Origin of the sequence: Mameliella sp. CS4 (genome assembly GCF_019392335.1) — a bacterium.
Taxonomy (GTDB): Bacteria; Pseudomonadota; Alphaproteobacteria; order Rhodobacterales; family Rhodobacteraceae; genus Antarctobacter.
Genome location: NZ_JAHXRQ010000039.1, coordinates 1 through 26,317, shown reverse-complemented (window position 1 = coordinate 26,317; position 26,317 = coordinate 1). Strand labels below are relative to the sequence as shown.

Below are 26,317 nucleotides of genomic sequence, written 5' to 3'. Positions count from 1 at the left end.
ACTACGGCGCCCTCGGCGACACATCCACCCTCGCCGACCCCTCCGTCGTCGACGACCTCATCGAAAATCGTATGAACAAGTGACGGCCCGCCCCATCGCGGGCATTTGAAAACAAGCAGCCGCCGGGACATGCCGGCGGCTGTTGTCATTTGTTGGAGCCGCTCAGGCCAGCAACGCCTCGAAGGCCTGCAGGTGGTTGGCCGACCCGGCCAGAAGGTTCGCATATGCATCGGCCAGCGCCGTACCTTCGGCTTCATCAATGGCAGCCGCGATATCGACCATGTCCTTGGTCTCGATGGCGGCGCCAACCTCCAGCGCATCGGTCACGGACAGGGCCCCCGTGGCGATCATCTCGTCGTAGAGCGCCTGCAGCTCCGGATCCTCGAAGACGCCCGGCTCATTGAAGACGAACTGATCCGTGTCGATCCCCATCGTCTCTGCCTGGGCGATCAGGGCGTCGAAATGCCGGTCCTCGGAGGTGGCGATATTGTCGAAGATCTTGAGCCCGTACATGTCATAGAAAGCCTCGTAGACATCGCCTGCCAGCTTTTCCTCCTCGATCATGTAGATCAACTCGGCCACGACCTCGTCACTGTAGCTGACTTCGGTCACGACGGTGGCATCCTCCCCCTGCAGGCCCCCGTCTTGGCCGCCCTGCGTTCCGCCCGCGCCAAAGCGGGCCTCGATCCCGCCGAATTTCCACTGTGCTTGTTTCATGCTGTTAGCCTCAACGTTTCAGGTCTTGCGCGTTCACGTCACATATCGTTGTCCGAATGTGTTTTGAAAAGTTTAAAATTCCGCCATGTTTGCGCAAATTCGCCGAAAACCGCCGACCCCCGGCAATTGCCCGCCAATGCCTTTATTTTTGCGGATTCTCTCCTCAATTCGACCAAACCCGCTGCACGGGAACGCCGCCGGTGCTATCCTCTTAAACGTGGGGGCGCTCTGAAACGGAGCAGCCTAATGCAAGTCACTGTAACACCTCTGCTGACGGCGCCGCAGGTCACGGGCCATCCGCAGGGCCTGCCCGAAGTTTCCCGCGACCCTGCGAGCGAGACCCGGGTGAAGCCCATCGCCGATGCCCGCGACCCGGAGGCAGGGCTGCGCGAGGGGCAGGCCCCGGCAAAGTTCTGGCGCGCCGCAAACGGCGAGCCCGATCCGGACGCCAATACCGCGCCGCCTTCGATCATGCAGATCACCATCAGCCGCATGCTGGAGGAACAGGCCCCGCGCACAACCGCCCCGGACGCCACCGAGAGTGCCGGGGGAACAGGCGCGGACCCCGGGGAATCACGGTCCGAGGAACGGGCCGGTCGCTCACCACGCCCGGTTGAGGGACAGCGCGACTGATCCCCCGTTTGCCCATGCCGCCCCGGCAATGCCGCGCGGCAGGGCGAAACCGCGCGGCAATCCTGCGCGGCATCGCTTTTCACCGCCCGCGCCATACCCTATAAGCGCGCTGAGCCCGCCGATGTGATCGGTAACGGGCAGATGGACATGGCGAGGATGGCATGAGCGAGAACAAGTCCGATGCGGATGTGGCCTTTATCAAGGCCCTGGCGGAACTCCTGCAGGATAACGACCTGACAGAGCTGGAGGTCATGCGCGAATACGGTGACGACGACAGCCTGCAGGTGCGCATCAGCCGTGCCACGATGACGGCCGCACCGGCGCCCGTCGCCGCCCCTGCCCCGGTCGCCGCCGCCCCCGCACCGGCCGCCGCGGCCCCCGCCGCCTCGGCAGAGGTGATGCCCGAAGATCCCGCCGCCCACCCCGGCGCCGTGACCTCACCGATGGTCGGCACCGTCTACATGCAGCCCGAACCGGGTGCGGACTCCTTCATCTCGGTTGGCACGACGGTCAAGGAAGGCGACACTCTGCTGATCGTCGAGGCGATGAAGACCATGAACCACATTCCCGCGCCCCGTGCCGGCACCGTCAAGCGCATCCTCGTCGAGGACGGTGCGCCGGTCGAATACGGCGCCCCGCTGGTCATCCTAGAGTAAGCGCATGACCCACAAGATCCTGATCGCCAACCGAGGCGAGATCGCGCTGCGCGTGATCCGCGCCTGCCGCGAAATGGGCATCCCCTCGGTCGCGGTGCATTCCACCGCAGATGCCGACGCGATGCACGTCCGTATGGCAGATGAGACCATCTGCATCGGCCCCGCGCCCTCGCCCGACAGCTACCTGTCGATCCCGGCCATCATCTCGGCCTGCGAGGTGACAGGTGCCACGATGATCCACCCGGGCTATGGCTTTTTGTCGGAGAACGCCCGGTTCGTGCAGATCGTCGAGGACCACGACATCACCTTCATCGGGCCCTCGGCGGAACATATCCGCACGATGGGGGACAAGATCACCGCCAAGGAAACCGCGGCGGCCCTGGGCATCCCGGTTGTTCCCGGGTCCGAGGGCGGCGTGGCCAGCGTTGAAGAGGCCAAGGAAATCGGCGCCTCTTTCGGCTACCCGGTCATCGTGAAGGCCACCGCCGGCGGCGGCGGACGCGGCATGAAGGTCGCCCGCGACGAGGACGAGATGGCGCGCGCCTACCAGACCGCCCGGGCCGAGGCCAAGGCGGCCTTTGGCAACGACGAGGTCTATATCGAGAAATACCTGCAGCGTCCGCGCCACATCGAAATCCAGGTCTTTGGCGACGGCCAGGGCAATGGCGTGCATCTGGGTGAGCGCGACTGTTCGCTGCAGCGCCGTCACCAGAAGGTGTTCGAAGAGGCGCCCGGCCCGTCGATCAGCCCCGAGGAACGCGCCCATATCGGTGGCATCTGCGCCAATGCCGTGGCCAAGATGGGTTATCGCGGCGCCGGCACAATCGAGTTCCTCTACGAGGACGGCGAGTTCTTTTTCATCGAGATGAACACCCGCCTACAGGTGGAACACCCGGTGACAGAGGGCATCTTTGGCGTCGATCTCGTCCGCGAACAGATCCTTGTTGCCGCCGGGCAGCCGCTGTCCTTTACTCAGGATGACCTGCAGATCAACGGTCACGCAATCGAGGTGCGGATCAACGCCGAAAAGCTGCCCGAGTTCCGGCCTTCGCCGGGGACGATCTCGCATTTCCATGCGCCGGGTGGCCTGGGCGTGCGGATGGATTCCGCGCTTTATGACGGCTATCGCATCCCGCCCTACTACGACAGCCTGATCGGCAAGTTGATCGTGCATGGCCGCGACCGGCCCGAGGCACTGGCGCGTCTGAACCGCGCTCTGGGAGAGTTGATCGTGGACGGGGTCGACACCACGGTGCCTCTGTTCCACGCGCTGCTGCGCGAAAAGGACATCCACACCGGCGAATACAACATTCACTGGTTGGAAAAATGGCTGGAGGCCGGCGGGCTGGAATGAGCCGGACCGCCCTGCCCCGGCCCTGCGCCGGGGCCTCCAACCTCTTGGCCCGGCGGGCCGCACCGGGTGCGGGACGGCGGGTCGCATGGCTGGTCAAGGCGCGACAGGCGACTATCCTGCCATCATGAGCGTTACCCCCGAGCTACTTCTTCAGGCCTATCGCACCGGCATCTTTCCGATGGCCGAACGCCGCGACGATCCGGATATCTTCTGGGTCGATCCCCGGCGGCGCGGTGTGCTGCCGCTGGAGGGGTTCCGGGTCTCACGCAGCCTGGCGAAACGCCTGCGGCGGGATGACTACCAGGTCACGCTGAACGCCGATTTCTCGGGCGTGATAGACGGCTGTGCCGACCGGGACGAAACCTGGATCAACGCAGAGATCCGCGACCTCTACCACGCGCTGTTCGCGCAGGGCCACGCGCATTCGCTGGAGGTCTGGATGGAGGGCGCACTGGTCGGCGGGGTCTATGGCGTCAGCGTGGGGGGCGCCTTTTGCGGCGAATCCATGTTCTCACGCCGCACCGATGCCTCCAAGATCGCGCTGGCCTGGCTGGTGGACCTTTTGCGGCGCGCGGGTTTTATCCTGTTCGACACGCAGTTCCTGACGCCGCACCTGGCCAGCCTTGGCGGGGTCGAGATCACGCGCCACGCCTATCGCATGCAGCTGGCCGAGGCGCTGAAACGGTCCGCCGACATCCGTGCCCAGCCTCTGGCGGGATCGGGTGCCGAGGTGGTGGCCCACCTGCGCCCCCCCGGCTGAGCCGAATCCCAGCCGGTTTTCATGCAAGGATGGTACAGAGGATGCGGAGCGCTATTCCGGCAGGGTGCAGCGCATGACCCAGACGTCATAGCGTGCGTGGTCCATCGCGTTCAGCGCCGGGGACGAGGCGATCATCCAACCCGAAAAGAGCGGCTTCGCCACGCCCGCCTCACGGATGGTGAGAAAAGCATAGGCATCGCCCGAGGGATCGCCCTCCGGGTAACGGCATTCCTTGAGCGAGATCTCGATCAGCCCCAGAACCGTGGCTTCGCCGTTCTTCAGGGTGATGTCGCTGACCTTGGCGTTCAGCTTGTCCAAACCGCGCAGCACGGCGCCGGTGCCGGTCTCTGTCTGCTCTTGCGCCAGGGCCGGCGCAGAGAGCGCAAGCATCACGGCCAGCGCGCGAACGATCATTGTTGATCGCCTTCCCCGCCGATGTAGCGCATCAGCATGGTCAGCAGGCTGACAGAGCCCTGGGTGTCCAGGATCTCATCCCCCGGCTGGTAGTTGCCCATCCCGCCGCCGGGCGAGATCTCGACAAAGTTGCCGCCAAGCAGCCCCTCTGATGCGATTGCGATCACGCTGAGATGGGGCACCACCACATTGTCGTCGATCACCACGGTCGTGTCGGCGCGATAGGTCTCGGGGTTCAGGTCGATGCCCGTGACGGTGCCAACCTTGACACCCGCAAGGCGCACGTCAGTGCCGACCCCGATCCCCTCGACCGAGCGGAAAGAGGCGCTGAGCTCATAGCCCTGCGAACCCAAGGCGAACCCGGTGCTTTGAACGGTGTAGGCGCCAAAGGCGAGCGCCGCCGCCAGGACGGCGCCGCCGACGACCACTTCGGCCACGGAATGGGTCATTCGGGCGACCAGGCCTCGTAATCGCTGCGCTCGGCCGGGGCCTCGCGCCGGATGCTGCCCGCGGGCGCATAGGCTAGCGCGGTACCGGTCAGGTTCTCGCTGTGCGGCTTTTCCCAGGACTTGTGGGGCAGCGGCTTGTCCGTGGGTGGCTCGTCATAGGTATAGTGCAGCCAGCCGTGCCAGTCGGGGCTGACGCGGCTTGCCTCGGCCTCGCCGTTGAAGATCACCCAGCGCTTCTTGCCGTCACGGGTCCGGTAGAAGCTGTTGCCCTGCTCATCCTCGCCGACCTTCACGCCCTTGCGGCTGGTGTAGATCAGGGTGTTGAGCGTGGCGCCGTTCCACCAGGTCACGGCGCGCAGAAGGGTGTTGAGAATGCCCATGAACGACTCCTGTATTCTGACGCCTCTTATGGCAAATTCGCGGCACGGGGTCCAGTGCCCGCCATGACGCAGGCACGCCGATTGCCGCCTGTGGCGAATTTGCTGGGTCGGTGAGAATGGTGAACATATTGTTAACACAAAGGCGCGGCAGTCTGGAGGCCCCCAGGGCGATGAACAACGGGCGAGCAGCAATGGACAAGGTGACAATCGCGGCACAGTGCCGGGGGGTGGATGTGCCTGCCTCGCCCTTTCTGACCGAAACGCACCTGCGCCAGATGTCCGAGGGCCATTACGAAGGCGACAAGATCGCGGGCGCGCTGGCGGTGGTACGCCCCGGCGACCGGGTGCTGGAACTGGGCGCTGGCCTGGGCGTGGTCAGCGCCGTGATCGCGCGGAACGCCGCGCCCGCCAGGGTACTGAGTTTCGAGGCCAATCCCGCGCTTGTGCCCCATATCCGGGCTTTGCATGCCCTCAACGGCCTCGAAGACCGGATCGAACTGCGCAACCAGATGTTGACCAGCGGCCCCGACCGGCCCGGCGTGGCGTCCGGCGCCGCGCTGGACGAGGTGCTGCGTGCGTTTCGCCCGGACGTGTTGATCGTGGACATCGAGAGCGGCACGCCGGAATTTCTCGAACACGTCCGGCTGCACGGCATCCGCGCCGTGGTGATCCGGTTTCACCCCGGTGTCTACGGAGAGGACGGCGCCAAGACCTGCAAGGATCGGCTGCGAACGCTGGGGTTCCAGACGGATGAGAGGGTTTCGACCCGCTTGGTCTGGACTTGCACCCGCATGATCGTGCGGATGGAGCCGCCCAGCCCGGCGGGCGGCTGGTCCTGCCAGATCGCGCGGTTGAAACGCCCGGTGGTGGTGCCGCCGGTGCAGCGGTCGCACATCCAGCCCTCCGGCGTGCTGACAGGCATGGGCCAAGCGGTGCCCCATGCCGCGACCTGGCGCAACGGGCGGCTGCTGACGCCGCCTCCTGCCCGGCCCCAACAGGCTGAGCGCCTGCCGGGGCGCTGGCTTTGGGGGGGCGTCCTGTGGCGCTATTTTCCGCATTTCGTGACCGAAAGCGTGACCCGGCTCTGGGCGCTTGAACATATCGACCAAGCAGGCTTTGACGGCATCCTGTTCACGCCGAAAAACCCAGGCGTCACCGATCCACCCCCCGGGTTTCAACGCGAATTCCTGACCCTGATGGGCTGTGACCTGCCGATCCGCGAAGCGCGCGTGCCCTGCGTTCCGGATGAATTGATCGTGCCGGGCCAGGGCTTTGGCCTGGGCGAGATCAGCCGGGGCACGGACCGGTTCATCGAGACGATGGCGCTGCGCTTTGCCCAGGATGTGGCGCCGGACGGGCCGTCGAGGCTTTACATCAGCCGGTCGCGGCTGGGCGCCGGGCGCGGGTCGCTTCTGGGTGAGGCGCGGCTTGAGGCACGGCTGGCCGAGGAAGGCTACGAGATCTTTCACCCGCAGGCGCATTCCCTGACCGCGCAGGCCGCCCGCTACAAGGCCGCCCGGCAGATCGTGGCGGCGGAAGGCTCGGCGCTGCATTTCCTGGCCAGCGTGGCCCGTCCAGATCAGCAGGTGGCCATGATCCTGCGGCGGCGGTCAGGGGCGACGAAACATATCTCGACCCACCTAGAGAGTTTTTCGGGTCGCGCCCCGCTCTGGATCGAGACGTTGCGACGGGCCTGGATGCCCAAAGGCGAGGTGCGCAAAAGGCTGGCGGTTGGAGAGCCGGATTTCGCCGCCGTGCAGGCGGCACTGGTCGCGCATGGTTTTGTCGCGCCCGGTCCACGCTGGGAACAGCCGGACGAGGCGGAAATGCGAACCGAACTCGGCAGCGGCTATACCCTGCTGGAAGAGGGCGCACGGCTGGCGGGCTGAGGAATCGGAAAGCCCCCCGGCCCGGCCACGGTACGCCTCAGCGGGCGAGCGTCGTCAGCTCGATCTCGATCCGGTATTTCGGGTCGATCAGGGCACATTCCACCATCGTGGCGGCGGGCGGGTTGTCCCCGAAGGCCTCGCGCAGGATTGGCCAGCAGGGCTCGAACTCGTGCCGGTCGGGCAGGTAGTAGGTGACGCGCACCGCGTCGGCGAGGCTGCTGCCCGCCTTTTCCAGCGCCTGGGTAATTGTGGCAAGCGCCGCGCGGCACTGGTCCTCGACCGTGTCACCCTGCCCCACCGTGCCGGCGACATGGACGAATCCGCCTGCGACGACGGCACGGCTGTAACCGATCTTTTCCTCGAAGGGGCTGCCCGAGGAGATGCGTGTGATGGTCATTGTCTGGGTCCCTGAACAAAGGAAAGGCGGGGTAAAACCCCGCCCTACGCTTGTGGTTTGCCCCGCGGAGTTCAGCCCGCGGAAGCGCCTTCTTTTTTCTGGTCCGCGTAGATCATCAGCGGCTTGGCCTCGGATGTCACCGATTCCTCGTTCACGACGACCTCTGTCACCTCTTCCATGCCCGGCAGTTCGAACATCGTATCCAGCAGGATACCTTCGAGGATCGAACGCAGGCCGCGTGCGCCGGTCTTGCGCTCGATCGCCTTCTTGGCGATAGCCAGCAGCGCATCGTCGGTAAAGTCGAGCTTGGTGTCTTCCATCTCGAAGAGGCGCTGGTACTGCTTGACCAAGGCGTTCTTGGGCTGGGTCAGGATGGTGACAAGCGCATCCTCATCCAGGTCCTCGAGCGTGGCGATGACGGGCAGACGACCGACGAATTCCGGGATCAGGCCGAATTTCAGCAGATCCTCAGGTTCGAGCGAGCGGAACGTCTCTCCGACACCCTGCTCGCTGTCGTCGCGCACATCGGCGCCAAAGCCCATGGCCGACCCCTTGCCGCGTTGCTTGATGATCCGGTCAAGCCCGGCAAAGGCGCCGCCGCAAATGAAGAGGATGTTCGTCGTATCCACCTGCAGGAATTCCTGCTGCGGATGCTTGCGCCCGCCCTGCGGCGGCACGGAGGCGACGGTGCCTTCCATCAGCTTGAGCAGCGCCTGCTGCACGCCCTCGCCCGACACATCGCGGGTGATCGAGGGGTTTTCCGACTTGCGGGTGATCTTGTCGACCTCGTCGATGTAGACGATGCCGCGCTGCGCACGTTCGACGTTGTATTCCGAGGACTGCAGCAGCTTGAGAATGATGTTCTCGACGTCCTCGCCCACGTAACCGGCCTCGGTCAGCGTGGTGGCGTCCGCCATGGTGAAGGGCACATCGAGAATGCGCGCCAAAGTCTGCGCCAACAGCGTCTTGCCGCAGCCGGTGGGGCCGATCAGCAGGATGTTGGATTTCGCCAGTTCGATGTCCGACGATTTCTGCGCGTGGTTAAGACGCTTGTAGTGGTTGTGCACGGCGACGGAGAGAACGCGTTTCGCGGTGGCCTGGCCGATGACGTAATCGTCCAGCACCTCGCAGATCTCGCGCGGGGTCGGCACGCCCTCGGAGGACTTGAGCCCTGCCCCCTTGGTTTCCTCGCGGATGATGTCCATGCACAGTTCGACGCATTCATCGCAGATGAACACGGTGGGGCCTGCAATCAGCTTGCGAACTTCATGCTGGCTCTTGCCGCAGAAGCTGCAATAGAGCGTATTCTTGCTATCGCCGCCTGAATTCGTTGCCATCAGTCGCACCTTTCCCGGTTTGATCCGGTTTCCTGCTTCGCCGGCGGCCGGCCCTTGCGCCCCCACAACGCCGCCTGCTGCCAGTGTTCGGACAGCTTAGGCCACGTGGTCGGGCGCGACAATCCGAAAATTCGCCCCGGCCCGTCCGACGGACCGGGGCGCCTAATCACGCGTCGCCGCCGCTTTCGCCGTCGACCACGCGCGAGGTCACGATCTCGTCGATCAGCCCCCACTCCTTGGCCCGCTCGGCATCCATAAAGTTGTCGCGCTCCAGCGCGGTTTCGACCGCCTCGTAGGTCTGGCCGGTATGTCTCACGTAGATCTCGTTCAGGCGCCGCTTGAGCTTCAGCGTCTCTTCGGCGTGAATCATGATGTCGGTCGCTTGGCCCTGGTAGCCGCCCGAGGGCTGGTGCACCATGATGCGGCTGTTGGGCAGCGAGAAGCGCATGTCCTTGGCGCCCGCCGTCAGCAGCAGCGACCCCATCGAGGCCGCCTGGCCGATGACCAGGGTCGAAACCTTGGGCTTGATGTACTGCATCGTGTCGTAGATCGACAGACCGGAGGTGACGACACCGCCGGGGCTGTTGATATACATCGAGATTTCCTTGGACGGGTTTTCCGCCTCAAGGTGCAGCAGCTGCGCCACGATCAGCGACGACATGCCGTCGTGGACCGGCCCGTTGACGAAGATGATCCGCTCCTTCAGCAGGCGCGAGAAAATGTCGTAGGCCCGTTCCCCGCGGCTGGTCTGTTCGACCACCATGGGGACGAGGTTCATGTAGGTCTCGATCGGATCGTTCATATGTGCCTGCCTGAAGATGCTTTGTTGGACGGTGGTAACGCTTGAAGGTTACCTGAGTCTTAGTATCGCCCTTGGGGGGCTGCAAGGGGCGCCGGGGAAATCGCACCGGGCCGCACGACCGGGTCTTGAAACCCCTCCGCCCCCGCTAGCTATGGGATCATGCCCGGGACGCCCTCCTTTTCCCCCACCCATACCGCCGCGCGCGCTGCCCTGCAGCGCTTTGTGCCTAAGGCGGGCGCGCATTATGCCAACCGCCGGAATTACGACCCTGGTCCGGGACGGCACCATGCGGTGTCGCAGCTGTCGCCCTACCTCCGGCACCGCGTCCTGACGGAAGAAGTGGTGCTGCGCGCGGTTCTGGCGCGGCAATCCCCGAAGGCGGCGGAAAAATTCATCCAGGAAGTGTTCTGGCGGACCTACTGGAAAGGCTGGCTGGAACTGCGGCCCGCTGTCTGGCAAGACTACCGGTCAAGGCTGTTACACCAGCTCGACCGAGTGCAGAGCGAGGAAGGTCTGCGGCACCGCTGGCAGGCAGGCTGTACCGGTGAGACGGGACTCGACTGTTTCGACGCCTGGGCACAGGAGCTGGTCCAGACCGGCTATCTGCACAATCACGCGCGGATGTGGTTCGCCTCGATCTGGATCTTTACCCTCGGCCTGCCCTGGGAGCTGGGCGCCGATTTCTTCCTGCGCCACCTTCTGGATGGCGATCCGGCCTCGAACACGCTGAGCTGGCGCTGGGTGGCCGGGCTGCAGACGCGCGGCAAGGCCTATGTCGCTCAGCCCGACAATATCGCCAAATTCACCGAGGGGCGGTTCACTCCTGCCCCCGACGACCTGAACTCGACCGCCGCACCGCTGGATGGCCCGCCCCCGCCGCCTCCACTGTCGTCCCCCACGGGCGGGAGGATCACTCCGGGACTGAGGACGCTCTTCGTGCTGCATGAGGATGACCTGTCGCCGGGCTGGCTGCTTGACGCGGATCTGCGACCGGTGGGAACGGCCCTGCTGACCTCGGGTGCTTGCCTCAGCCCGCTGAAACCCGCGCCGCATGTCACGCACTTCCGGGCGGCACTGGTGCAGGAAACGGCGGGCCGCTGGCAGACGCAGCTTGGCCCCACGCGCACCGCAAAGTCCGCCGGGGATATCGCGGCGATGGCCCGGGACCTGGGCGCCGAACAGATCGTCACCGCCTATGCCCCGACCGGCCCGGTGGCCGAAATCCTGCAGGAGCTGGACGGCGTGGTGCAGATGCTGCGCCCCTATGACGCGCGGGCCTGGCCCCATGCCACTTCGGGCTATTTCAAATTCCGCAAGAAAATCCCGACACTGCTGGCGGCCCTGGACCTGCCCGCAGGCGGTTGAGGCTCAGTGGCCGATCCGCTGCACGCCGGAACAGACATGCGAGGCGCATTCCATCTCTAGCGTGACATGGGTCAGGCCATGCGCCTCTTCGAGGCGGGCTTTCACGGTCTGCTTGATCGCGTCCGCCTCTGCCCAGGCGCCGGTTTCGATCACCATGTGGGCCTGCAGGGCGGCCTGGTGTTCATCCATCTGCCACAGATGCGCATGGTGCAGACCGGCAACCCCCTCGACCGCCTCGGCGGTGGCCAGCACGTTTTCGGGCGCCATGCGCGGCGGGCTTCCCAGCATCAGGATACGGATGACGCCGCCGATCTCGCTCCAGGCCATCCAGAGGATGTACCCCGCAATGAGCAGCGTGATCGCCGGGTCCACCCAGGTCCAGCCAAAGGCCCAGATCAGCGCCCCGGCCAGGATCACGGCCAATGAGCCCATCGCATCGGCAAGGTTGTGCATAAAGGCCGCGCGGATGTTCACGCTGGTCTTCGACATGGTGTAGGTCAGCGCGGCGGTCGCCAGGTCGATCACCAGGGCGACGGCGGCAATGACGATCACCAGCCAGCCGGTGACCTCCTGCGGATCGAAAAACCGCAGGATCGCCTCGTAGACCAGGTACAGCCCGATCACGATCAGCGTCGTCAGGTTGATCAGCGCCGCCACCACCTCGGCCCGGCCATAGCCGAAGGTCATGTCCGAATCCGCAGGTCTGCGCGCGATGCGCCGCGCGAGGGCGGCAATCCCCAGGCTGGCCGCGTCCGAGAAATTGTGCAGCGCATCGGCGATCATCGCCAGCGACCCGGACAGGATCCCGCCCACCACCTGCGCCAGGGTCAGGGCCAGGTTCACACCGACAGCCGCGGCCATGCGGGCATCCCCCGCCTCGGGATCGACATGGTGATGATGGTGATGTCCGTGGGGCATGGTCAGAACAAGCGCGTTTCGCCGCAAAAGGTCAACCGCCACACGGCGCGAGGGGTCTCGGGATCCCTGCGGCAGGCCGTCGCGCCCCCGTCCGACAGGCCCGCGGCGGCTGTTTCTTTGGGCCTCAAATACCTCTGGGGGTCCGGGGGCAAAGCCCCCGGCGGATCGCCGCGCCGAAAGGCGCGGCGATCCATCCTGTCACAGCCGCGCTCTCAGCCGAACATGTCCGAGGTGATCCCGGCGTACCAGCCGATGCTTTCCTCGTAGGTTGCTTTGCGCAGGGCCGCGTCCTCTCCGGTCGCCGAGATGAATCCGTCGGTCTTGGCGATCTTCTCGTCCGTCGCCTCGTAGGAGGCGCCGACCTTGATGCCGTCGTCGCTGTCGATCAGCGACCAGCAGGTGTTCGAGAACTTGGCCGGGAAGACGCGGCTGCCGGTCAGCGCGCCGCGCACCGCCATCGCCGCGACCTTGGCCTGGCTGTTGGCCGAGAACCCCGACTTCGGCATGTCGCCCTGATTGGTGGCATCGCCCAGGATATGGATGTTCTCGTCGAGACGCGATTGCATCGTATGGCCCGAAACCGGCGCCCAGTTTCCCTCTGTCAGCCCGGCGGCGGCGCAGATCATGCCCGCCTTCTGCGCCGGGATGACGTTGCAGACATCCGCCTTGACCACCTCGCCATCGATGTCGACTTCCATCGTGTCCGGGTTCACCGAGACATTGCCACCGCCAAAATCCGGGCCGATGCGTTCGATCATCCCGGCATAATGCTTGTTCCACCCCTCTTCGAAGAGCGCCTGTTTCGAAAAGTTGGCCTTGGGGTCGGCGATGAGGATCTTGGCGGTCGGGTTCGTCGCCTTCAGCACATGCGCCACCATCGAGATCCGCTCGTAGGGGCCCGGCGGGCAGCGGTAGGGATTGGGCGGCGCGACCATGACATAGGTGCCGCCCTCGGGCATGGAGTCGATCTGTGCCTTCAGAAGCGCGGTCTGTGTGCCTGCCTTGTAGGCATGTGGCATTGCGGTCTGGGCAGAGAGATCCCAGCCGGGAACGGCGCCCTCGACAAAGTCGATGCCGGGCGAGATCACCAGGCGGTCATAGGAAAGGCTGCCGCCGCCCGCCAGCGACACGGTCCTTGCGTCGCGGTCCACGCCCACGGCCCAGTCGTGCACCACGTTGATCCCGTATTCCGAGGCCAGCGTGCTGTAGTCATGGGCGATGGATTGCAGATCCCGGAACCCGCCGATGTAGAGGTTGGAGAAAAAGCAGGTGTAATAAGTGCGCGTGGGTTCGACCAGCGTGACGTCGATCTCGCCCTTGCTGTCCTTGGCGACATAGCGCGCGGCGGTGGCACCACCGGCGCCACCGCCGATCACCACGACGCGCGGCTTGCCGTGACCTGCCGCCTGCACCATCGGCGCCGAAAGCGAGGCCGCCGCCGCGGCGGTCCCCAGAAAACTGCGTCTGTTCAAAGTCATGTCCGTCTCCTCCTTGTTGAACAATCTCGATTATTGGCGCGCAGCCTCTCCCCTCTTGCTCTCAGCGAGGGCGCGCGCGGGGCTCTGCCTCAAACGAAAAACCCCGCGCGGCCTGTGGGGCCAGCGCGGGGCGTGTCGGGAAAAGGAAAGGACTTGGGGCGCGCATTGGCCTGGCGGGATCAGGTCGGCAGGAGGCCGAAGAACGCCGCCAGCGCCAGTAGAGCGCCCAGCATCAGAATTCGAAGAGCAAATGACAACCGCATGAGAAACACCATCCACTTGGCACGGGGCCATGCGGGCCCGGGCCTGAACAACGGGCACGGGGGCGAAATGCGCACCTCCGCGGCAGGACATCCTGTCCTGCACCGCCAGTCTTGCCTGTGGGTTGCCGTCGCTCAATTGCGGAATACCCGACCCTCCCTGGTCACTCTCCGGTCATTCTATGGTGGAGAAATAGGCGGCCAGTGCCGCGATCTCCTCATCACTGAGACGCCCGGCCATCATCTGCATAACCGGGTGCGGACGCAACTTGCGCTTGTATGCATGCATGGCAATGACGAAATCTTCCTCGGGCCATTTCACGATCGAGGGAATGCCCTCGTCCGCGCCGTCGCGCCTGTGGCATGTCAGACATTCCGAGGCGAGGTATTCACCATAGGCCACGTCGCCGACGATCGCGAGGATCTCTGGCGGCAGTTCCACCTCGCGCGCAACGGCGGTGGGGGCGGCTTCCGGGATGTCCTGCGGGTTGGCGGTAAAGGCGCGCAGATAGGCCAGAACGTCGTGCCGGTCCTGGTCGTCCTTCATGCCCCTGTAGGACATGCGCGTGCCCGAAATCAGCACGCGCGGGTTCTCGACATAGGCATCGAGCGTTTCATACTCCCAGGTCAGGCCGTCGCCAAAGGCGCGTTCCATCGACTTGGAATAATCGAACCCCTCGACGCTGCCCGCCCGCCGCCCGAAGACGCCGTTGAGATGCGGGCCGATGCGGTTCTTTGCGCCGGGGCCGATCTGGTGGCAGCCGATGCACTGGCGAAAGAGGTCTTCCCCGCGCTCGGCGTCGCCGATGAGCTGGGCCTCCTCCTCTGCGGTTGCTGGCCCCACAAAGGGGGCCAGCGCGATGAGGGCCGTGATGATCAGCCTCTTCATCATGTCATTTGTCCTACTGCGAGAAGGACGAGAGATAGGCGATCATCGCCTCGACGTCGGCATCCTTGCGCAGACCGGCGAAGGCCATCTTGGTGCCTTTCACGGTGCCACGCGGGTTGGCAAGGAAGGCCGCCAGGGTCTCTGCGTCCCAGCTTCCGTCCATGCTGCCCATCGTCTTGGAGTACTTGAACCCGTCGACGGAGCCGATGTCGCGTCCCACGATGCCGTTGAGCTGGGGACCGACGCGGTTCTTGGCGCCATCGCCGATCTGGTGGCAGGCCTTGCACTTGTTGAAGACCTTTTCACCGGCAGCGACCAGTTCCGGGTCGGGCGCATCCGTCGCGGCGGGTTCTGCCGCCGGTTCAGCTGCGGGTTCCGGGGCCGGATCGGCGGCGGTGGCCGGTTCAGGTGCCGGGTCCGTCGCGGCGGGTTCTTCGACAGCTTCCTCGGGCGTCACGTCCAGAACGGTGGCGCGCATGGTGATCTGCGCCGGGGCGTCCTTGCAGTTTTCCATGCAAGGCTCGGTCCGCCACTTGCTGTATTCGGTCTCGGCGCGGTCATCGACGATGAACCCATCGGCGTTGGGCAGCACCACCTCGGGCAGCGTGTCCTGGTTCAGCTCGAACTCGTCGTCGATGATGTCGTTCGAGTAGAGGATATAGGCCACGATGTCGTAGGTCTCGTCCACCGACAGCGTCTGCGCGTTGCCGAAGGGCATCGAACGGTGCACGTAGTCCCAGACCGTCGAGGTATAGGGCCAGTAAGAGCCCACAGTCTTGAGCGGGTCTTCGTCGGCCAGCGTGCCGTCACCGCCCGCCAGCTTGGGCCAGTTGCCCACGCCCTCGGCGAAGGACCCGTGGCAGACCGCGCATTTCTCTTCAAAAATGCTCTCGCCGTCGTAGGCATTGCCACTGCCTGCGGGCAAGCCGGTGCCGTCGGGGCTGACGTCCAGGTTCCAGGCCGCGATTTCCTCGGGCAGCGCGCCACGGCCCAGGCCAAAGCGCAGGCCCTTGCTGTCGCCATTGTCCGCATGAGCGGCACCAATGATGCCACCGTCCACCGCCTCGGGGGCGGCTGCGGTCTTGACCGGGGCCTCGGGTTCCGGGATCGGCGCCGGGAGTTCCCCCAGCATCTGCGGATTCTCCGGATAGTCGGCGACGTTGCGGTCGGCGAAGTTGTAGGCGCCCACAAGAAGCAGGCCGATGCCCGCCACGGTGCCGACGTAGAGATTAAGAGACTTCGACATTTTCGGCCTCCCCGTTGGCTTTGACGTGCCAGGTCTGGATGCAGTTGTTGTGGTAGATAGAGTTCAGGCCGCGCACATCACGCAGCTGCGCCTTGGTCGGCTGTACATAGCCGGTCTCGTCCATGGCGCGCGATTGAAGCAGCCATTCCTCGCCTTCCCAGGTGGTGTCCAGGTAGAAGCGGGTCAGTGCCTTGTCCTGGCCTTCGGAGGCCAGACGCGCGGTTTCCCAGGTCATGCCGCCATCCTTGGAAACGTCGACGCGGGTGATCTTGCCGTGGCCGGACCAGGCCATGCCGGTGATGACAACCGGGCCGTGACCGTGCTTGATCGGCGATTGCGGGCTGGGCGAGGTGACCACGGACTTGGCGTCCATGACCCAGGTCCACTTGCGCGAGGTGCCATCGGCCAGTGTGTCGGTGTACTTGGAGGTTTCCTCGCGGCTTTCCACCGGGCCGTCCATGACCTCGACGCGGCGCAGCCACTTGACCCACATGTTGCCTTCCCAACCGGGCACGACGAGGCGCACCGGGTACCCGTGCTCCTTGCGCAAAGCCTCGCCGTTGGCCTTGAACGCAACGAGCACGTCGTCCATGGCCTTTTCCATCGGAATCGAGCGTCCGTTTGAGGAGGCATCGGCCCCCTCGACATAGACCCACTTGTCCTTGAAGTCGCCTGCGGCATCCAGGCCGGCCTCGGCCAGCAGGGTGCGCAGCGGCACGCCGGTATATTCCATGTTATGGATCATGCCGTGGGTGAACTGCGCGCCGTTCAGCTGTGCGCCCGCCCATTCCATGCCGGTGTTAGCCGCACATTCGCAGAAATAGACATGCTGCTCACGCGGGAAGCGTTCCAGGTCATCGTAGCTGAAGACCAGTGGCTGATCGACCAGGCCATTGATCATCAGGCGGTAGTCCGGCTTCGACAGTTCGATCGCGCCCGAATGGTGACGTTCAAAGGCGCAGCCCTGCGGCGTGATCGTGCCGTCGAGCGCGTGGATCGGCGTGAAGTTGATCGAAGAGATCGTGTCGGCGGTCAGCCATTCCACGTTGCGGCGGATGACGTCATCCTCGAACTTGATCGGCAGGCCATAAGGGACCTCATCCACGCCGTGGCCAAAGCCGGACGCCCAGTCCTGCACTTCGGTGATCAACGGATCGGGCCCGGCGGCGCGGGCGCCCGTGGCGGCCACAGCCCCTGCCCCCAGTGCCGCGGCACTGGTCAGGAACTGACGGCGGGATGTGCCTTTCGTTTCCTTGCTCATTGCGTTCTCCTTACGGATCTTTTCATTCATCTATGTGAATGAATTAGCGGAAAATTCGGCGGGCCGAGGCCCGCCGGAAAAAACTGGCTGCGCTCAGGCGCCGACCACTTCGACATTGTCCCGGGGCTGAACCGTGACGGTGCCCTGCTTGCGGATGTGGCTTTCGACCACATCCCAGATCTGCGGACCCTCGGTGCCCTCGTTGACCGAAGCCCAACCGGCGACCATGTAGGTCTTGGCCGGGTCGATGGCCTCACCCGTGCTGAGCAGCGTCATGTTCGAAATGCGCTCGCCCTGCGGCTTGGTCACGTCGCAGCGGTAGCCCATGCCGCCGATGCGGACCATGTCGCCCCCCTGCTGGTAATAGGGATCGGGGTTGAAGATGTTGTCGGCCACGTCTTCAAGGATCACCTTGATGAACTCGCCGGTCATTTCGGACCGGTAGGCCTTGCCATAGGTCATGCTGGTGACGTTCCAGATGTCCTCACGGGTGATGTCGTCGCCCGGGATCAGCGACGGCCCCCAGCGCACGCCGGGCGACATGGCGATGTCGGCCTCACGCTCGCTCAGCAGGGCGTCGCAGATCAGGTCGTCCCAGGTGCCGTTGAAGTTGCCACGGCGATAAAGAAGCGAGTCGGTCTGGCCGATCACCTCTTCGAGGTCCGCCTTGTAGGGCGCGCGCTGCTCCTGGATCAGGGATGCCATCTGCGGATCGGGCGCGATCACGTCCGAGAAGATCGGGATCAGCTTGTGCCGGAAACCCATCATGCGACCGTCGCGCACGTCGAGATCGACGCGGCTGACGAACTTGCCGTTGGAGCCGGAGGCAATCAGGATCGTCTCGCCCACCAACACGGGTTCGGGCAGCGCGTCATGCGTGTGGCCGGTCAGGATCACGTCGATGCCGGTGACCTTCGAGGCCATCTTCTTATCGACGTCGAAACCGTTGTGGCTGAGGCAGACGACCAGTTCGGCGCCCTGCGCACGCACCTCGTCGACCATCGCCTGCATGTTCTCGTCGCGGATGCCGAAGGAGAATTCCGGGAACATCCAGCCCGGGTTGGCGATCGGCATATAGGGGAAGGCCTGGCCGATGACGGCGATCTTGACGCCGCCGCGCTCGAAGAACTTGTAGGGCGGGAAAAGGTCCGGCAGCGGCTCATCCCATTCCGCGTCAAAGATGTTCTGCCCCAGGGCAGCGAAGGGCAGGCCTTCGACCAGTTCCTGCACCCGTTCGGTCCCCAGGGTGAATTCCCAGTGAAAGGTCATCGCGTCGGGTTTCAGCCCGTTCATCACGTTGACCATGTCCTGCCCCTCGGTCTGGTAGCAGGTGTAGGAGCCGTGCCAGGTGTCGCCGCCGTCCAGCAGCAGCGCATCGGGGCGGTCGGCGCGGATGGCGTTGACCACCGTGGCGACGCGATCCATGCCGCCGACCTTGCCGTAGGCCTGCGCGAGGGCGCTGAAGTCACCGGAGGACAGCGCATAGTGCGAGCGCGACCCGTCCTCGATGCCGTAGAGCTTGCGGAAATCGGACCCGGTGACATGCGGAACCGCGCCGCGGTTGCCACCGACCCCGATGTTGACCGAAGGCTCGCGGAAGTAGATCGGCATCAGCTGCGCATGGATGTCGGTGACGTGGATCAGGCTCACGTTGCCAAAGGTGTCGAACTGCAGAAGCTGGTCCTGCGTCAGGCTCTGCTGGGCGGCAAGCCGTGCCCAGTTGCCAAAACCGGAGGTCCCGAGCATCGCCGAGGCCGCCATACTCACCTGCAGGAAATCGCGTCTTGAGATCATGGGGAGGGATCTTTCTGTCTCATGACACACATGCGCATGTGTGAATTTGTTAGAACGAAAAGACCCCGCGCCAGTCGCCTGACGCGGGGCCGCTTATTCAGTTACGGACGGAGGGGCCTTCGACCGACAGGCCGTTGCCACGCGACTTGACGTAGAGCTCAAGCGCAATGAACTCGTCCGAACCCGGGCTGAAGGTTTCCGCGCGCGTATCGCGGATGCAGCCCTTGAAACGGCTGTGGGCGCCGTTCAGCTTGGCATTCTTCAGACGGTAGGTCGGGAAACCGTTGATCTGGCCCTGGCTGAGGTGGTCGGCACGGATGTAGTTGCCGTAGTTTTCCTCGTGGCAGGAGGCGCAGGCAAGCTCGAGCTGGCCGTAGCGCGTGTAGTAGATCTCCTTGCCCTTTTCCCAGGCCTCGGCCACCGGGCCGTCGATTGCGACATCGACCGGCATGCCGCGCGAATGCGAGGCGATCATCGCCTCCATCGAGACGGCGTCGGTGGCATCGTATTTCCAGGCGTCGGCGCCCATGCGGTTCACGCGGCAGTCGTTGACCTGCATCTGCACGGTGCGCAGCTCGCCGGCGTCCTCGTTCCACTTGGGATAGGTCGCGGCGACACCGGCCATGCTGTCGGCAGGGTCGGCGTGGCAATCGGAGCAAGCCTTGCCCTCGGAGCCCTCGGCCGTGTCCCAGATGTCCATCGCCTGATCGACGAAGATCATGCCCTGGTTCTCGAAATCGTCGGTCTGAAGCTGCTGCGTCTCGTCCGAACGGAAGTGCCAGCCCGAGATGATCTCGTCCAGAGCGCCGTCCAGGTGCGCGGGCGCAGGCGCCTTGGTTGTCATCTCGATGTCGCCGTTGACAATCAGCGTGTCGTCGTCGGCACCGCCCGCGAAGGCCGCGGGCGCAAACAGCAGTGCGGCGACAGCCGTCATTGCCTTGAATTTCATGTTGTTACCCTCCCGATTGGCGATCCCGCCCCGCGTTATGCGGGGCGGGAATAGCTCTTGTGGTCAGCCGACCGCGACCGACTTGGTCTCTTCATAGACGTCGCCGTCGTCGTCGTACCAGGTGAACTTCAGATCGCCAGCTTCCGGGATGGTCGCGTCGAATTCGAAGTAGGGGTTGGTCGAGATCGCCGGAGCCAGCACAACGTCGATGACGTTCTCTCCGTTGAAGTCGCAGGTAAAGCGGTTGATGATCGAGCGCGGGATCACGTTGCCCGAGCTGTCCTTGCGCTGACCCGATTCCATCTTGTGGGAAATCAGGGTCTTGATGGTCACGACCTCACCGGCGGATGCCTTCTTGGGGGCCTTGACGCGGGGTTTGACACCAGATGCCATTTCTCAGAACTCCTCTAGATTAGCCTCAGGATCAGCCGCCGCAGCCGCCGATGGTGACCTTCACGGTCTTCATCGCGGTCTGGTAGCTGCCGTCCGCCATCTTGGCGATGGCCTGGACGTCCTGGGTGCCGGCAAGGCGGATACGGGTGGATGCCGCCTGCGACCCGGCTAGCGGGCCAAAGCGGAAGGTGGCAACGCCCGGGGTCGGGTTGCCCAGCGCGTAAACGCGGACCTCGACGGCGCCGGGGGCGTCGACAGAGATCGGAACGGTATTGCCGTTCTCGGCAATTTCCGGCGCGGTCAGCGTCAGATCGCCCGCGCCTGCATCGGCGCCGGCCAAGAACTCGTCGGGGGCGCCGACGACTTCGGCGTTCGGGTCGGCCTGTGCGACGGCGCGCAGCGGAAGCAGGGCCATCGCGGCGGCACCGGCGCCGAGCGCCAGCGTGTCACGTCTCGTGAAATCCATCATGTTTCTCCTCAGATAAACCCGGTCACTCTTCCTTGAGCGTCAGAAGGAAAGCGACCACGTCTTCAACGTCTTGTGCCGACAGGATCGGCGGCAGATCGCCCTTGGGGGCCTTGCCGGTGTAGCCGTCGCCGGGACGGATAAAGCCGGAAGTCTTGTAGAATGCGGGCATAACGGTGCCCTCGAAGGTGTGCTTGGCGTTCGCCACGATGCCGCGCAGCTCCTCGGCAGAACGGGCCTCGCCAGTCCAGGTCAGCTCGGGCCCGACTTCGCCCTGGAAGGGCACATCGGGCAGCTGAGCCACCGCGTGACAGGACACGCAGTTGCCCTTGGACTTGGTCGAAAACACCATACGGCCATTATCGGCATCGCCCGGCGCACCGGTCAGCGATGCGTTCACTTCGCCATATTCGCCATACACAACGTCATCGGGGGCGACGGTTTCCGCAAAAGCGGCACCGGCCACCAGGGCCACCGCTGCGGTGATTGCTGTAAGCCTCATGTTCCCTCCCTAGGCTTGCGACCCGAATTTGAGATCGGACCTTCGCTCATCGCTATTGACGTATACCGTAGGCCACAGGGTTGCACTTACGCAACAACAAATTCGCGAATGTGAATTATTGCTCCGTTTGGTCGCATCCCACGTTGGCCGACAGGGTCGCGTCGCCGCCGTGCCGGCCAGAGCGACGCCCTGTTTTATGACGTTTTTCCAGCAGGTTGCGCCATATCCTGCATCCCTGCCGTGCCGGAGAGGAGCCTAGGTGGCGGACGTCATGCAAAGGCCGAATTCTGCACGACAGAGTTGCGCGACAGCCCGCAATGCCCGCTTTGAAGGCACTTCGGGGTGGCCCTGAGCACCCAGCGCCACCCCGAAGCCGTCAATTGCGACAAAAGTCGAATCGATCCCGACAGGGGTCAGTCGAACTTGCCATTGTCGCGCTCCTGGATGCGGCGCGCGTGGTAGCGTTGAAAGTCCTCGCCGGTCTCATCCTGGATCGCGTAGCGCTTCTCGGCCACCCAGGTGAACATGTCCAGCGATGTGCCCTTGGAAAAGGCGCCGGGCATCACCGCCACCTGTGCGTCCATCGCGCTGGCACCCTCGGGCACCTCCTCGGGCAAGAAGACGATGGTCGGTGTGAACAGCACACGCCATTTACGGGCCATTGCCCGCTCTTGCAGCACCTCACCATCGAAATCCGTGACCTCGGTGCTGCCATGCAGGTTCAACTGCACGACAAAGTAGTTCTCGGCGATGTAGTCCGAAACCTCGGGGTCGGTGAAGACTTCCTCGTGCATCTTCTTGCAGTAGATGCAGCCGCGCTGTTCGAAGAAGAGAACAAGCCGCTTGCCCTCTGCGTTCGCCTCATCCAGATCCTCGCGCAGGTCCTTGAAGGTGTCGCGCATCCAGGGGTTCTTGTAGAGGCCGTCATCGCCCATCTGCTGTGCCGCCACGGGCAGCGCCATGAGAACGGCCAGGGCCGCACCGATCCAGGTCTTCATCTTTCTTTCCTCCCAAATGATGCGGCCGGGCCCAAGGCGGTCCCGCGACCGCGATTTCGAAATGCCGTCAGCTCAGCGATGTCCACGCCGGGAAGGTCTCGATCATCCACTGGGCGATGACGTTCACCGTATCTGTCGCAATGAGAACTGCAAACAGGATGAGCATGCCCCCCATCAGCTTTTCGACATATTGCAGCTTGTCCCGGTGGCGCGCGGTCCACTTCAGGAAAGGCCCCGAGAACAGCGCCGCGATGATGAAGGGCGCCGTCATGCCGACGCCGTAGACCAGCAACAACAGGCCACCGCGCCCGATGTCCCCCATGCCGGAGGCGATCATCAGGATCGAGGCCAGCGCCGGACCGACGCAGGGCGTCCATCCAAAGCCGAAGGCCAGCCCCATCGCATAGGCGCCAAAGATGGTGGTCGGCTCGGCGTTGCTTTCGATCTTGGCCTCACGGTAGAGCAGGCCGATGCGGATCACCCCCAGGAAATGCAGCCCGAACAGGAACAGGACCGCCACCGCTACCCATTTCAGGTAGTCCATGTAATCGGCAAAGGCCTGGCCCACCGCCGTCGCCCCCATGCCGAGCAGGACAAAGATCGTCGTCACACCGGCCGCGAAAAAGACCGACGACAGGATCAGCCGCCGTTGCGCGCCGGGCGTGATTCCCGCGTCGTCGCGCAGTTCAGACATGGAGATGCCCGCCATGTAACACAGGTAGAAGGGCACCATCGGCAGGATACACGGGGTGAAGAAGCTTAACAGACCGGCAAAAGCTGCGCCCGCGAATGAAATGTCGAGCACTGGTTGCGCCTTTCCTTGATCAATTCACATATTCAGATTAAGTTGTTTGTCAGGCCTGCGTCAATCGGTGCAACATGCGATCTTTCATCTTTCTTCTGGTCACCTGCTTCGGGGTGGCCCTGTCCGCCCTCCCTGCCCTGGCAAGCGAGTATCGCCTTGTCATGGTCGAACAGCCCGGCTGTGCCTATTGCGCAGCATGGAATGACCAGATCGCGCCGGCCTATCCCAATACGGACGAAGGAAAATTCGCGCCGCTCATACGCGCCGACCTGCACATGGGGCCGCCGGACGGCATCACCTATGATCGCCGTGTCAACTTCACTCCGACCTTTATCCTTGTTAAGGGCGGCGCCGAGATCGCCCGGATGGAAGGTTATGTGGGCGAGGATTTCTTTTGGCCGATCTTCGCCAAGCTTCTGGGCGAACACACCGGTTTCGAGACAACCGGCAAGGATTGAGATGGAGCGGATGCATGGCACTTCCGGTACTGCATGACGATCTGACCGACGACGAGCTTGACGCCATCGTCGACAAGGCAACCGCGGCCTCGTCCTTTCTGAAGGCGATCAGCCACGAGGGTCGCCTGATGATCCTCTGCCACCTTGTCACCGGCGAAAAATCCGTCACCGAACTGGAAGATCTGCTTTCCGCCCGTCAGGCCGCCGTCAGCCAACAGCTGTCACGCCTGCGGCTGGAAGGTCTGGTGGTGCCGCGCCGGGACGGCAAGGCGATCTACTATCGGCTGGCGGATGACAGGCCGCGCAAGATGCTGGAATGCGTCTACGACCTGTTCTGCCGCGACGACGACGCCTGACGCAGCCTGTGTCAAGCCCGGCGCAAGGACGCTTGCGCGGTCTCCTGGACCCTTGCATAGTGAACGGGCCAGATCTGGCGGGTCAGGAGGAGGGCCCGTGAATGATGGATTATCTGACCGAGTATCACCTGGTCGCCCTGGTGGGGCTGGCCACGGGTGTACCGCTGGGGCTTGCCGCGCGGGTGGGCCGCTTTTGTACATTGGGAGCAATCGAGGACGCGCTTTATGGCGGGTCCACGGTGCGCCTGCGGATGTGGGGCATGGCGATTGGACTGGCGGTTCTGGGCAGCTTTGCCCTCATGGCCTCGGGCCTGTTGACCGACAGTGCGACCTACTACCTGTCGATCCGCTGGATGCCCTTGGCCTCGATCCTGGGCGGGCTGGTCTTCGGCTATGGCATGGCTCTGTCGGGCATGTGCGGATACGGCGCGATTGCCCGCCTCGGCGGCGGTGACCTGCGCAGTTTCGTGATCGTGCTGGTGATGGGCGTGGCGACCTTTGTCGTGCTCTCCGGACCGCTGGCCCCCCTGCGCGCCCTGATCTTTCCGCAAGACCCTGTCACGACCGAGGTCCCGCCGGGCATCGCGCACCAGCTATCGGCGCTGAGCGGGGTTTCGGCGAACCTGATCGGCATGGGGATCGGCGCTTTGATCCTGATCGGCTCCGGCGCGTCGCGCGCGGTCTGGGAAAAGCCCTCCAAAGTTGCCTGGGCGGCGGCGGTGGGCCTTGCCGTGGTGGGCGCCTGGGCGGGAACCTCCTGGGTGGCGCGCACCGGATTCGAAGCGCTTCCCGTGGTCTCTCACAGCTTTGCCGCCCCCCTGGGCGACACGATCCTGTGGTGGATGACCGGCTCTGCCCGGCCGTTGAGCTTTGCCGTCGGATCGGTGGCGGGCGTCTGGGCCGGGGCCTTCATCGGTTCGCTCTTCAAGGGGCATTTCCGCTGGGAAGCCTGCGAAGACCCGCGCGAGTTGCGCCGCCAGATCGTCGGCGCGGCCCTCATGGGCGGCGGCGCGGTGATTGCCTTGGGCTGCTCCATCGGCCAGGGGCTCAGCGCCTTTTCCGTGCTGGCCATCTCGGCGCCCGTGACCTTTGCGGCGATCTTTGCCGGGGCTGCACTGGGTCTGCGGCAGCTGATCGTGGGCTTTCAACCGGCGGAGTGAACGGAGTGTCCACGCGTGGACACCTTGCCGATTCAATGAAATCCGGGACTTGCAGAGGCGCCTTTACCCTTCGTCAGGAATTCGCGTCTCTTTGACCCGCGCCCAATTCGAGGACGAAAAAGTGCATATGCGGTCGCAACATCGGCTGATCGCGCCAGGTCGTGGTCTCGATCGGGCCGGGCACCTCGGCGAACCCCAGCTTGGGATAGAGGCTGCGCATCTCGACATTCGGTGTCAGCGTATCGACCACCAGCCGCTTCAGCCCCATGCGCCGCGCGGCGTCGACCCGCATCTCGACCAGCCGTCGCCCTGCCCCGGTGCCGCGTGCCGCCGGGTTGACGTAGAGCCGCTTCAACTCGCCCGTTTCGATGTCGAGGGATTTGAGCATTCCGCACCCGACGATCCGGCCCCTGGGCATCCGTGCGACGGCAAGGCAGCCACGCGGCGGCAGGTAGCCGTCGGCGTTCTGCCAGAATTCGGCAAGCGCGCTTTGCGGCGCGGCGGCGTCAACCGCGAGTCCCATGTCGCGCATCCGCCGGACAATGAGATCATGGTCAATCCTGTGGTTGAAGATATTCTGTGTGAGGTGCGGGATGTTGATAAAATCCGCCAATATTTTCATTAGATCGATTTTCGTTTTGTGATGGAGGGCGCATGAGATACTTCTTTTGGGCCGTGGTTCTGTCTGCGATTTTGTTCCCAGTGGGTTTCTGGATGTATGTCGTGAGCGGGGCGGTGTATGAAAGCAGAACGAGTATGGCTTCAAGATTTTTTCCCAATATTGTGATGCGTGCGATTCAAATGGAACGCTTGGGCGTTATGGATCTACCGGATGGCCGTATTGCAAGGGCGGGGGTTTATTCTGGGTATCCTTGGCAGTGGATCGCTGCGCGGGAAAAGTTTTCGAAGGTGTCATCGGGCCGGGTGGATGTGGACTGTTCTTTTGAGGTTGCCTTGCCTGAATTGGACTTAACGCGGCACGACCCTTCCATTGGCTTTCTTCTTTCGTATCGTCCCTTTCGCTACGTGGTGTTTTTCGAGGGGAAAGTTCCGGATATAGCTTCCATTTTTGGAGAAGGTCTGGATAAAAATTTGTCCGCCGTTCCATATTTTCGAAATGACGTAAGAGGGGGGAATAGAATAGACCCGAAGCACTAGGGTCAGGACCCATTGATTTGGTTTGGCGTGCATGATTCACCGTTCGAAAACGAGTGGTGACCATGTCTGATCT

The 26,317-nt window shown here is 64.0% G+C and carries 30 protein-coding genes; 10 read left to right on the top strand and 20 right to left on the bottom strand.

Annotated features, from left to right (window positions below; all coding sequences use genetic code 11):
* Positions 1-162: 162 nt before the first annotated feature.
* Positions 163-717, bottom strand: coding sequence for a DUF2202 domain-containing protein (locus tag KZZ07_RS25220; protein ID WP_219519232.1), 555 nt, complete (start codon positions 715-717; stop codon positions 163-165).
* 246 nt (positions 718-963) lie between these two features.
* On the opposite strand from KZZ07_RS25220, the gene KZZ07_RS25215 reads away from it, so the two are divergent.
* The 4 genes from KZZ07_RS25215 to aat all read left to right on the top strand — a co-directional run bounded on the left by KZZ07_RS25215 (position 964) and on the right by aat (position 4,120).
* Complete coding sequence (locus KZZ07_RS25215) at positions 964-1,350, top strand: hypothetical protein (RefSeq protein WP_219519230.1); 387 nt, start codon at positions 964-966, stop codon at positions 1,348-1,350.
* Positions 1,351-1,511: 161 nt separating this feature from the next.
* Positions 1,512-2,006, top strand: a complete 495-nt coding sequence (gene accB / locus KZZ07_RS25210) for an acetyl-CoA carboxylase biotin carboxyl carrier protein (protein ID WP_219519228.1) — start codon at positions 1,512-1,514, stop codon at positions 2,004-2,006.
* Positions 2,007-2,010: 4 nt separating this feature from the next.
* Positions 2,011-3,360, top strand: a complete 1,350-nt coding sequence (gene accC, locus KZZ07_RS25205; RefSeq protein ID WP_219519226.1) for an acetyl-CoA carboxylase biotin carboxylase subunit — start codon at positions 2,011-2,013, stop codon at positions 3,358-3,360.
* A 124-nt stretch (positions 3,361-3,484) separates the two neighbouring features.
* Entirely contained in the window at positions 3,485-4,120 is a 636-nt protein-coding gene (gene aat / locus KZZ07_RS25200) for a leucyl/phenylalanyl-tRNA--protein transferase (RefSeq protein WP_219519242.1), read from the top strand.
* 51 nt (positions 4,121-4,171) lie between these two features.
* Here aat and KZZ07_RS25195 read toward each other — a convergent pair whose 3' ends face one another.
* Genes KZZ07_RS25195 through KZZ07_RS25185 form a run of 3 tightly spaced genes read right to left on the bottom strand, consistent with a single transcriptional unit; the run spans position 4,172 to position 5,363 of the window.
* Positions 4,172-4,534: a DUF2155 domain-containing protein gene (locus tag KZZ07_RS25195; RefSeq protein ID WP_219519224.1), complete on the bottom strand. Its 363-nt coding sequence runs from the start codon at positions 4,532-4,534 to the stop codon at positions 4,172-4,174.
* Positions 4,531-4,983 carry an outer membrane lipid asymmetry maintenance protein MlaD gene (gene mlaD, locus KZZ07_RS25190; RefSeq protein WP_219519222.1) on the bottom strand — a complete coding sequence of 151 codons (453 nt, stop codon included), beginning with the start codon at positions 4,981-4,983 and terminating at the stop codon, positions 4,531-4,533. The genes KZZ07_RS25195 and mlaD overlap by 4 nt, the downstream gene beginning before the upstream one ends.
* Positions 4,980-5,363: an NADH:ubiquinone oxidoreductase subunit NDUFA12 gene (locus tag KZZ07_RS25185; protein ID WP_219519220.1), complete on the bottom strand. Its 384-nt coding sequence runs from the start codon at positions 5,361-5,363 to the stop codon at positions 4,980-4,982. Before KZZ07_RS25185 ends, mlaD begins: the two co-directional genes overlap by 4 nt.
* A gap of 191 nt (positions 5,364-5,554) precedes the next feature.
* Between KZZ07_RS25185 and KZZ07_RS25180 the strand changes: the two genes are divergently transcribed.
* Positions 5,555-7,252, top strand: a complete 1,698-nt coding sequence (locus KZZ07_RS25180) for a glycosyltransferase 61 family protein (RefSeq protein WP_219519218.1) — start codon at positions 5,555-5,557, stop codon at positions 7,250-7,252.
* A gap of 37 nt (positions 7,253-7,289) precedes the next feature.
* Here KZZ07_RS25180 and KZZ07_RS25175 read toward each other — a convergent pair whose 3' ends face one another.
* From KZZ07_RS25175 to KZZ07_RS25165, 3 genes are all read right to left on the bottom strand, one after another.
* Entirely contained in the window at positions 7,290-7,649 is a 360-nt protein-coding gene (locus KZZ07_RS25175; protein WP_219519202.1) for a RidA family protein, read from the bottom strand.
* Positions 7,650-7,720: 71 nt separating this feature from the next.
* Entirely contained in the window at positions 7,721-8,986 is a 1,266-nt protein-coding gene (gene clpX, locus KZZ07_RS25170; protein WP_219519199.1) for an ATP-dependent Clp protease ATP-binding subunit ClpX, read from the bottom strand.
* Positions 8,987-9,152: 166 nt separating this feature from the next.
* Entirely contained in the window at positions 9,153-9,788 is a 636-nt protein-coding gene (locus KZZ07_RS25165) for an ATP-dependent Clp protease proteolytic subunit (protein WP_219519197.1), read from the bottom strand.
* A gap of 159 nt (positions 9,789-9,947) precedes the next feature.
* Between KZZ07_RS25165 and KZZ07_RS25160 the strand changes: the two genes are divergently transcribed.
* Entirely contained in the window at positions 9,948-11,153 is a 1,206-nt protein-coding gene (locus KZZ07_RS25160; protein ID WP_219519195.1) for an FAD-binding domain-containing protein, read from the top strand.
* A 3-nt stretch (positions 11,154-11,156) separates the two neighbouring features.
* Here KZZ07_RS25160 and KZZ07_RS25155 read toward each other — a convergent pair whose 3' ends face one another.
* From KZZ07_RS25155 to KZZ07_RS25100, 12 genes are all read right to left on the bottom strand, one after another.
* Positions 11,157-12,014: a cation diffusion facilitator family transporter gene (locus KZZ07_RS25155; protein ID WP_255564589.1), complete on the bottom strand. Its 858-nt coding sequence runs from the start codon at positions 12,012-12,014 to the stop codon at positions 11,157-11,159.
* Between the two features lie 269 nt (positions 12,015-12,283).
* Positions 12,284-13,549, bottom strand: a complete 1,266-nt coding sequence (locus KZZ07_RS25150; protein ID WP_219519190.1) for an NAD(P)/FAD-dependent oxidoreductase — start codon at positions 13,547-13,549, stop codon at positions 12,284-12,286.
* Between the two features lie 435 nt (positions 13,550-13,984).
* The gene (locus KZZ07_RS25145) at positions 13,985-14,701 is read right to left on the bottom strand and encodes a c-type cytochrome (protein WP_219519188.1); all 717 of its coding nucleotides are present in this window, start codon (positions 14,699-14,701) and stop codon (positions 13,985-13,987) included.
* 10 nt (positions 14,702-14,711) lie between these two features.
* A complete protein-coding gene (locus tag KZZ07_RS25140) occupies positions 14,712-15,944 on the bottom strand; it encodes a c-type cytochrome (protein WP_219519186.1) in 1,233 nt (410 codons plus the stop codon).
* Positions 15,928-17,205, bottom strand: coding sequence for a sulfite dehydrogenase (gene soxC, locus KZZ07_RS25135; protein WP_219519183.1), 1,278 nt, complete (start codon positions 17,203-17,205; stop codon positions 15,928-15,930). Before soxC ends, KZZ07_RS25140 begins: the two co-directional genes overlap by 17 nt.
* A gap of 93 nt (positions 17,206-17,298) precedes the next feature.
* The gene (soxB, locus tag KZZ07_RS25130) at positions 17,299-18,999 is read right to left on the bottom strand and encodes a thiosulfohydrolase SoxB (protein ID WP_219519178.1); all 1,701 of its coding nucleotides are present in this window, start codon (positions 18,997-18,999) and stop codon (positions 17,299-17,301) included.
* A gap of 97 nt (positions 19,000-19,096) precedes the next feature.
* Positions 19,097-19,948: a sulfur oxidation c-type cytochrome SoxA gene (gene soxA, locus KZZ07_RS25125; protein WP_219519175.1), complete on the bottom strand. Its 852-nt coding sequence runs from the start codon at positions 19,946-19,948 to the stop codon at positions 19,097-19,099.
* A gap of 63 nt (positions 19,949-20,011) precedes the next feature.
* The gene (gene soxZ, locus KZZ07_RS25120; RefSeq protein WP_043144581.1) at positions 20,012-20,341 is read right to left on the bottom strand and encodes a thiosulfate oxidation carrier complex protein SoxZ; all 330 of its coding nucleotides are present in this window, start codon (positions 20,339-20,341) and stop codon (positions 20,012-20,014) included.
* A 31-nt stretch (positions 20,342-20,372) separates the two neighbouring features.
* A complete protein-coding gene (gene soxY, locus KZZ07_RS25115) occupies positions 20,373-20,807 on the bottom strand; it encodes a thiosulfate oxidation carrier protein SoxY (RefSeq protein WP_219519172.1) in 435 nt (144 codons plus the stop codon).
* 25 nt (positions 20,808-20,832) lie between these two features.
* Complete coding sequence (soxX, locus tag KZZ07_RS25110; RefSeq protein ID WP_219519166.1) at positions 20,833-21,309, bottom strand: sulfur oxidation c-type cytochrome SoxX; 477 nt, start codon at positions 21,307-21,309, stop codon at positions 20,833-20,835.
* 413 nt (positions 21,310-21,722) lie between these two features.
* A complete protein-coding gene (locus KZZ07_RS25105; RefSeq protein ID WP_219519163.1) occupies positions 21,723-22,307 on the bottom strand; it encodes a thioredoxin family protein in 585 nt (194 codons plus the stop codon).
* A gap of 67 nt (positions 22,308-22,374) precedes the next feature.
* A complete protein-coding gene (locus tag KZZ07_RS25100) occupies positions 22,375-23,112 on the bottom strand; it encodes a cytochrome c biogenesis CcdA family protein (RefSeq protein WP_219519160.1) in 738 nt (245 codons plus the stop codon).
* 74 nt (positions 23,113-23,186) lie between these two features.
* Here KZZ07_RS25100 and KZZ07_RS25095 point away from each other — a divergent pair, with 74 nt between their 5' ends.
* The 3 genes from KZZ07_RS25095 to KZZ07_RS25085 all read left to right on the top strand — a co-directional run bounded on the left by KZZ07_RS25095 (position 23,187) and on the right by KZZ07_RS25085 (position 25,086).
* Positions 23,187-23,570, top strand: a complete 384-nt coding sequence (locus tag KZZ07_RS25095; RefSeq protein WP_219519157.1) for a thioredoxin fold domain-containing protein — start codon at positions 23,187-23,189, stop codon at positions 23,568-23,570.
* A gap of 14 nt (positions 23,571-23,584) precedes the next feature.
* Positions 23,585-23,926, top strand: a complete 342-nt coding sequence (locus KZZ07_RS25090) for an ArsR/SmtB family transcription factor (RefSeq protein WP_219519154.1) — start codon at positions 23,585-23,587, stop codon at positions 23,924-23,926.
* Positions 23,927-24,027: 101 nt separating this feature from the next.
* Positions 24,028-25,086: a YeeE/YedE family protein gene (locus KZZ07_RS25085; RefSeq protein WP_219519149.1), complete on the top strand. Its 1,059-nt coding sequence runs from the start codon at positions 24,028-24,030 to the stop codon at positions 25,084-25,086.
* A 73-nt stretch (positions 25,087-25,159) separates the two neighbouring features.
* On the opposite strand, the gene KZZ07_RS25080 is transcribed toward KZZ07_RS25085, so the two are convergent.
* Positions 25,160-25,609, bottom strand: a complete 450-nt coding sequence (locus KZZ07_RS25080) for a GNAT family N-acetyltransferase (RefSeq protein ID WP_255564588.1) — start codon at positions 25,607-25,609, stop codon at positions 25,160-25,162.
* Between the two features lie 131 nt (positions 25,610-25,740).
* Between KZZ07_RS25080 and KZZ07_RS25075 the strand changes: the two genes are divergently transcribed.
* The gene (locus KZZ07_RS25075; RefSeq protein WP_219519143.1) at positions 25,741-26,244 is read left to right on the top strand and encodes a hypothetical protein; all 504 of its coding nucleotides are present in this window, start codon (positions 25,741-25,743) and stop codon (positions 26,242-26,244) included.
* The last annotated feature ends 73 nt before the right edge of the window (positions 26,245-26,317 follow it).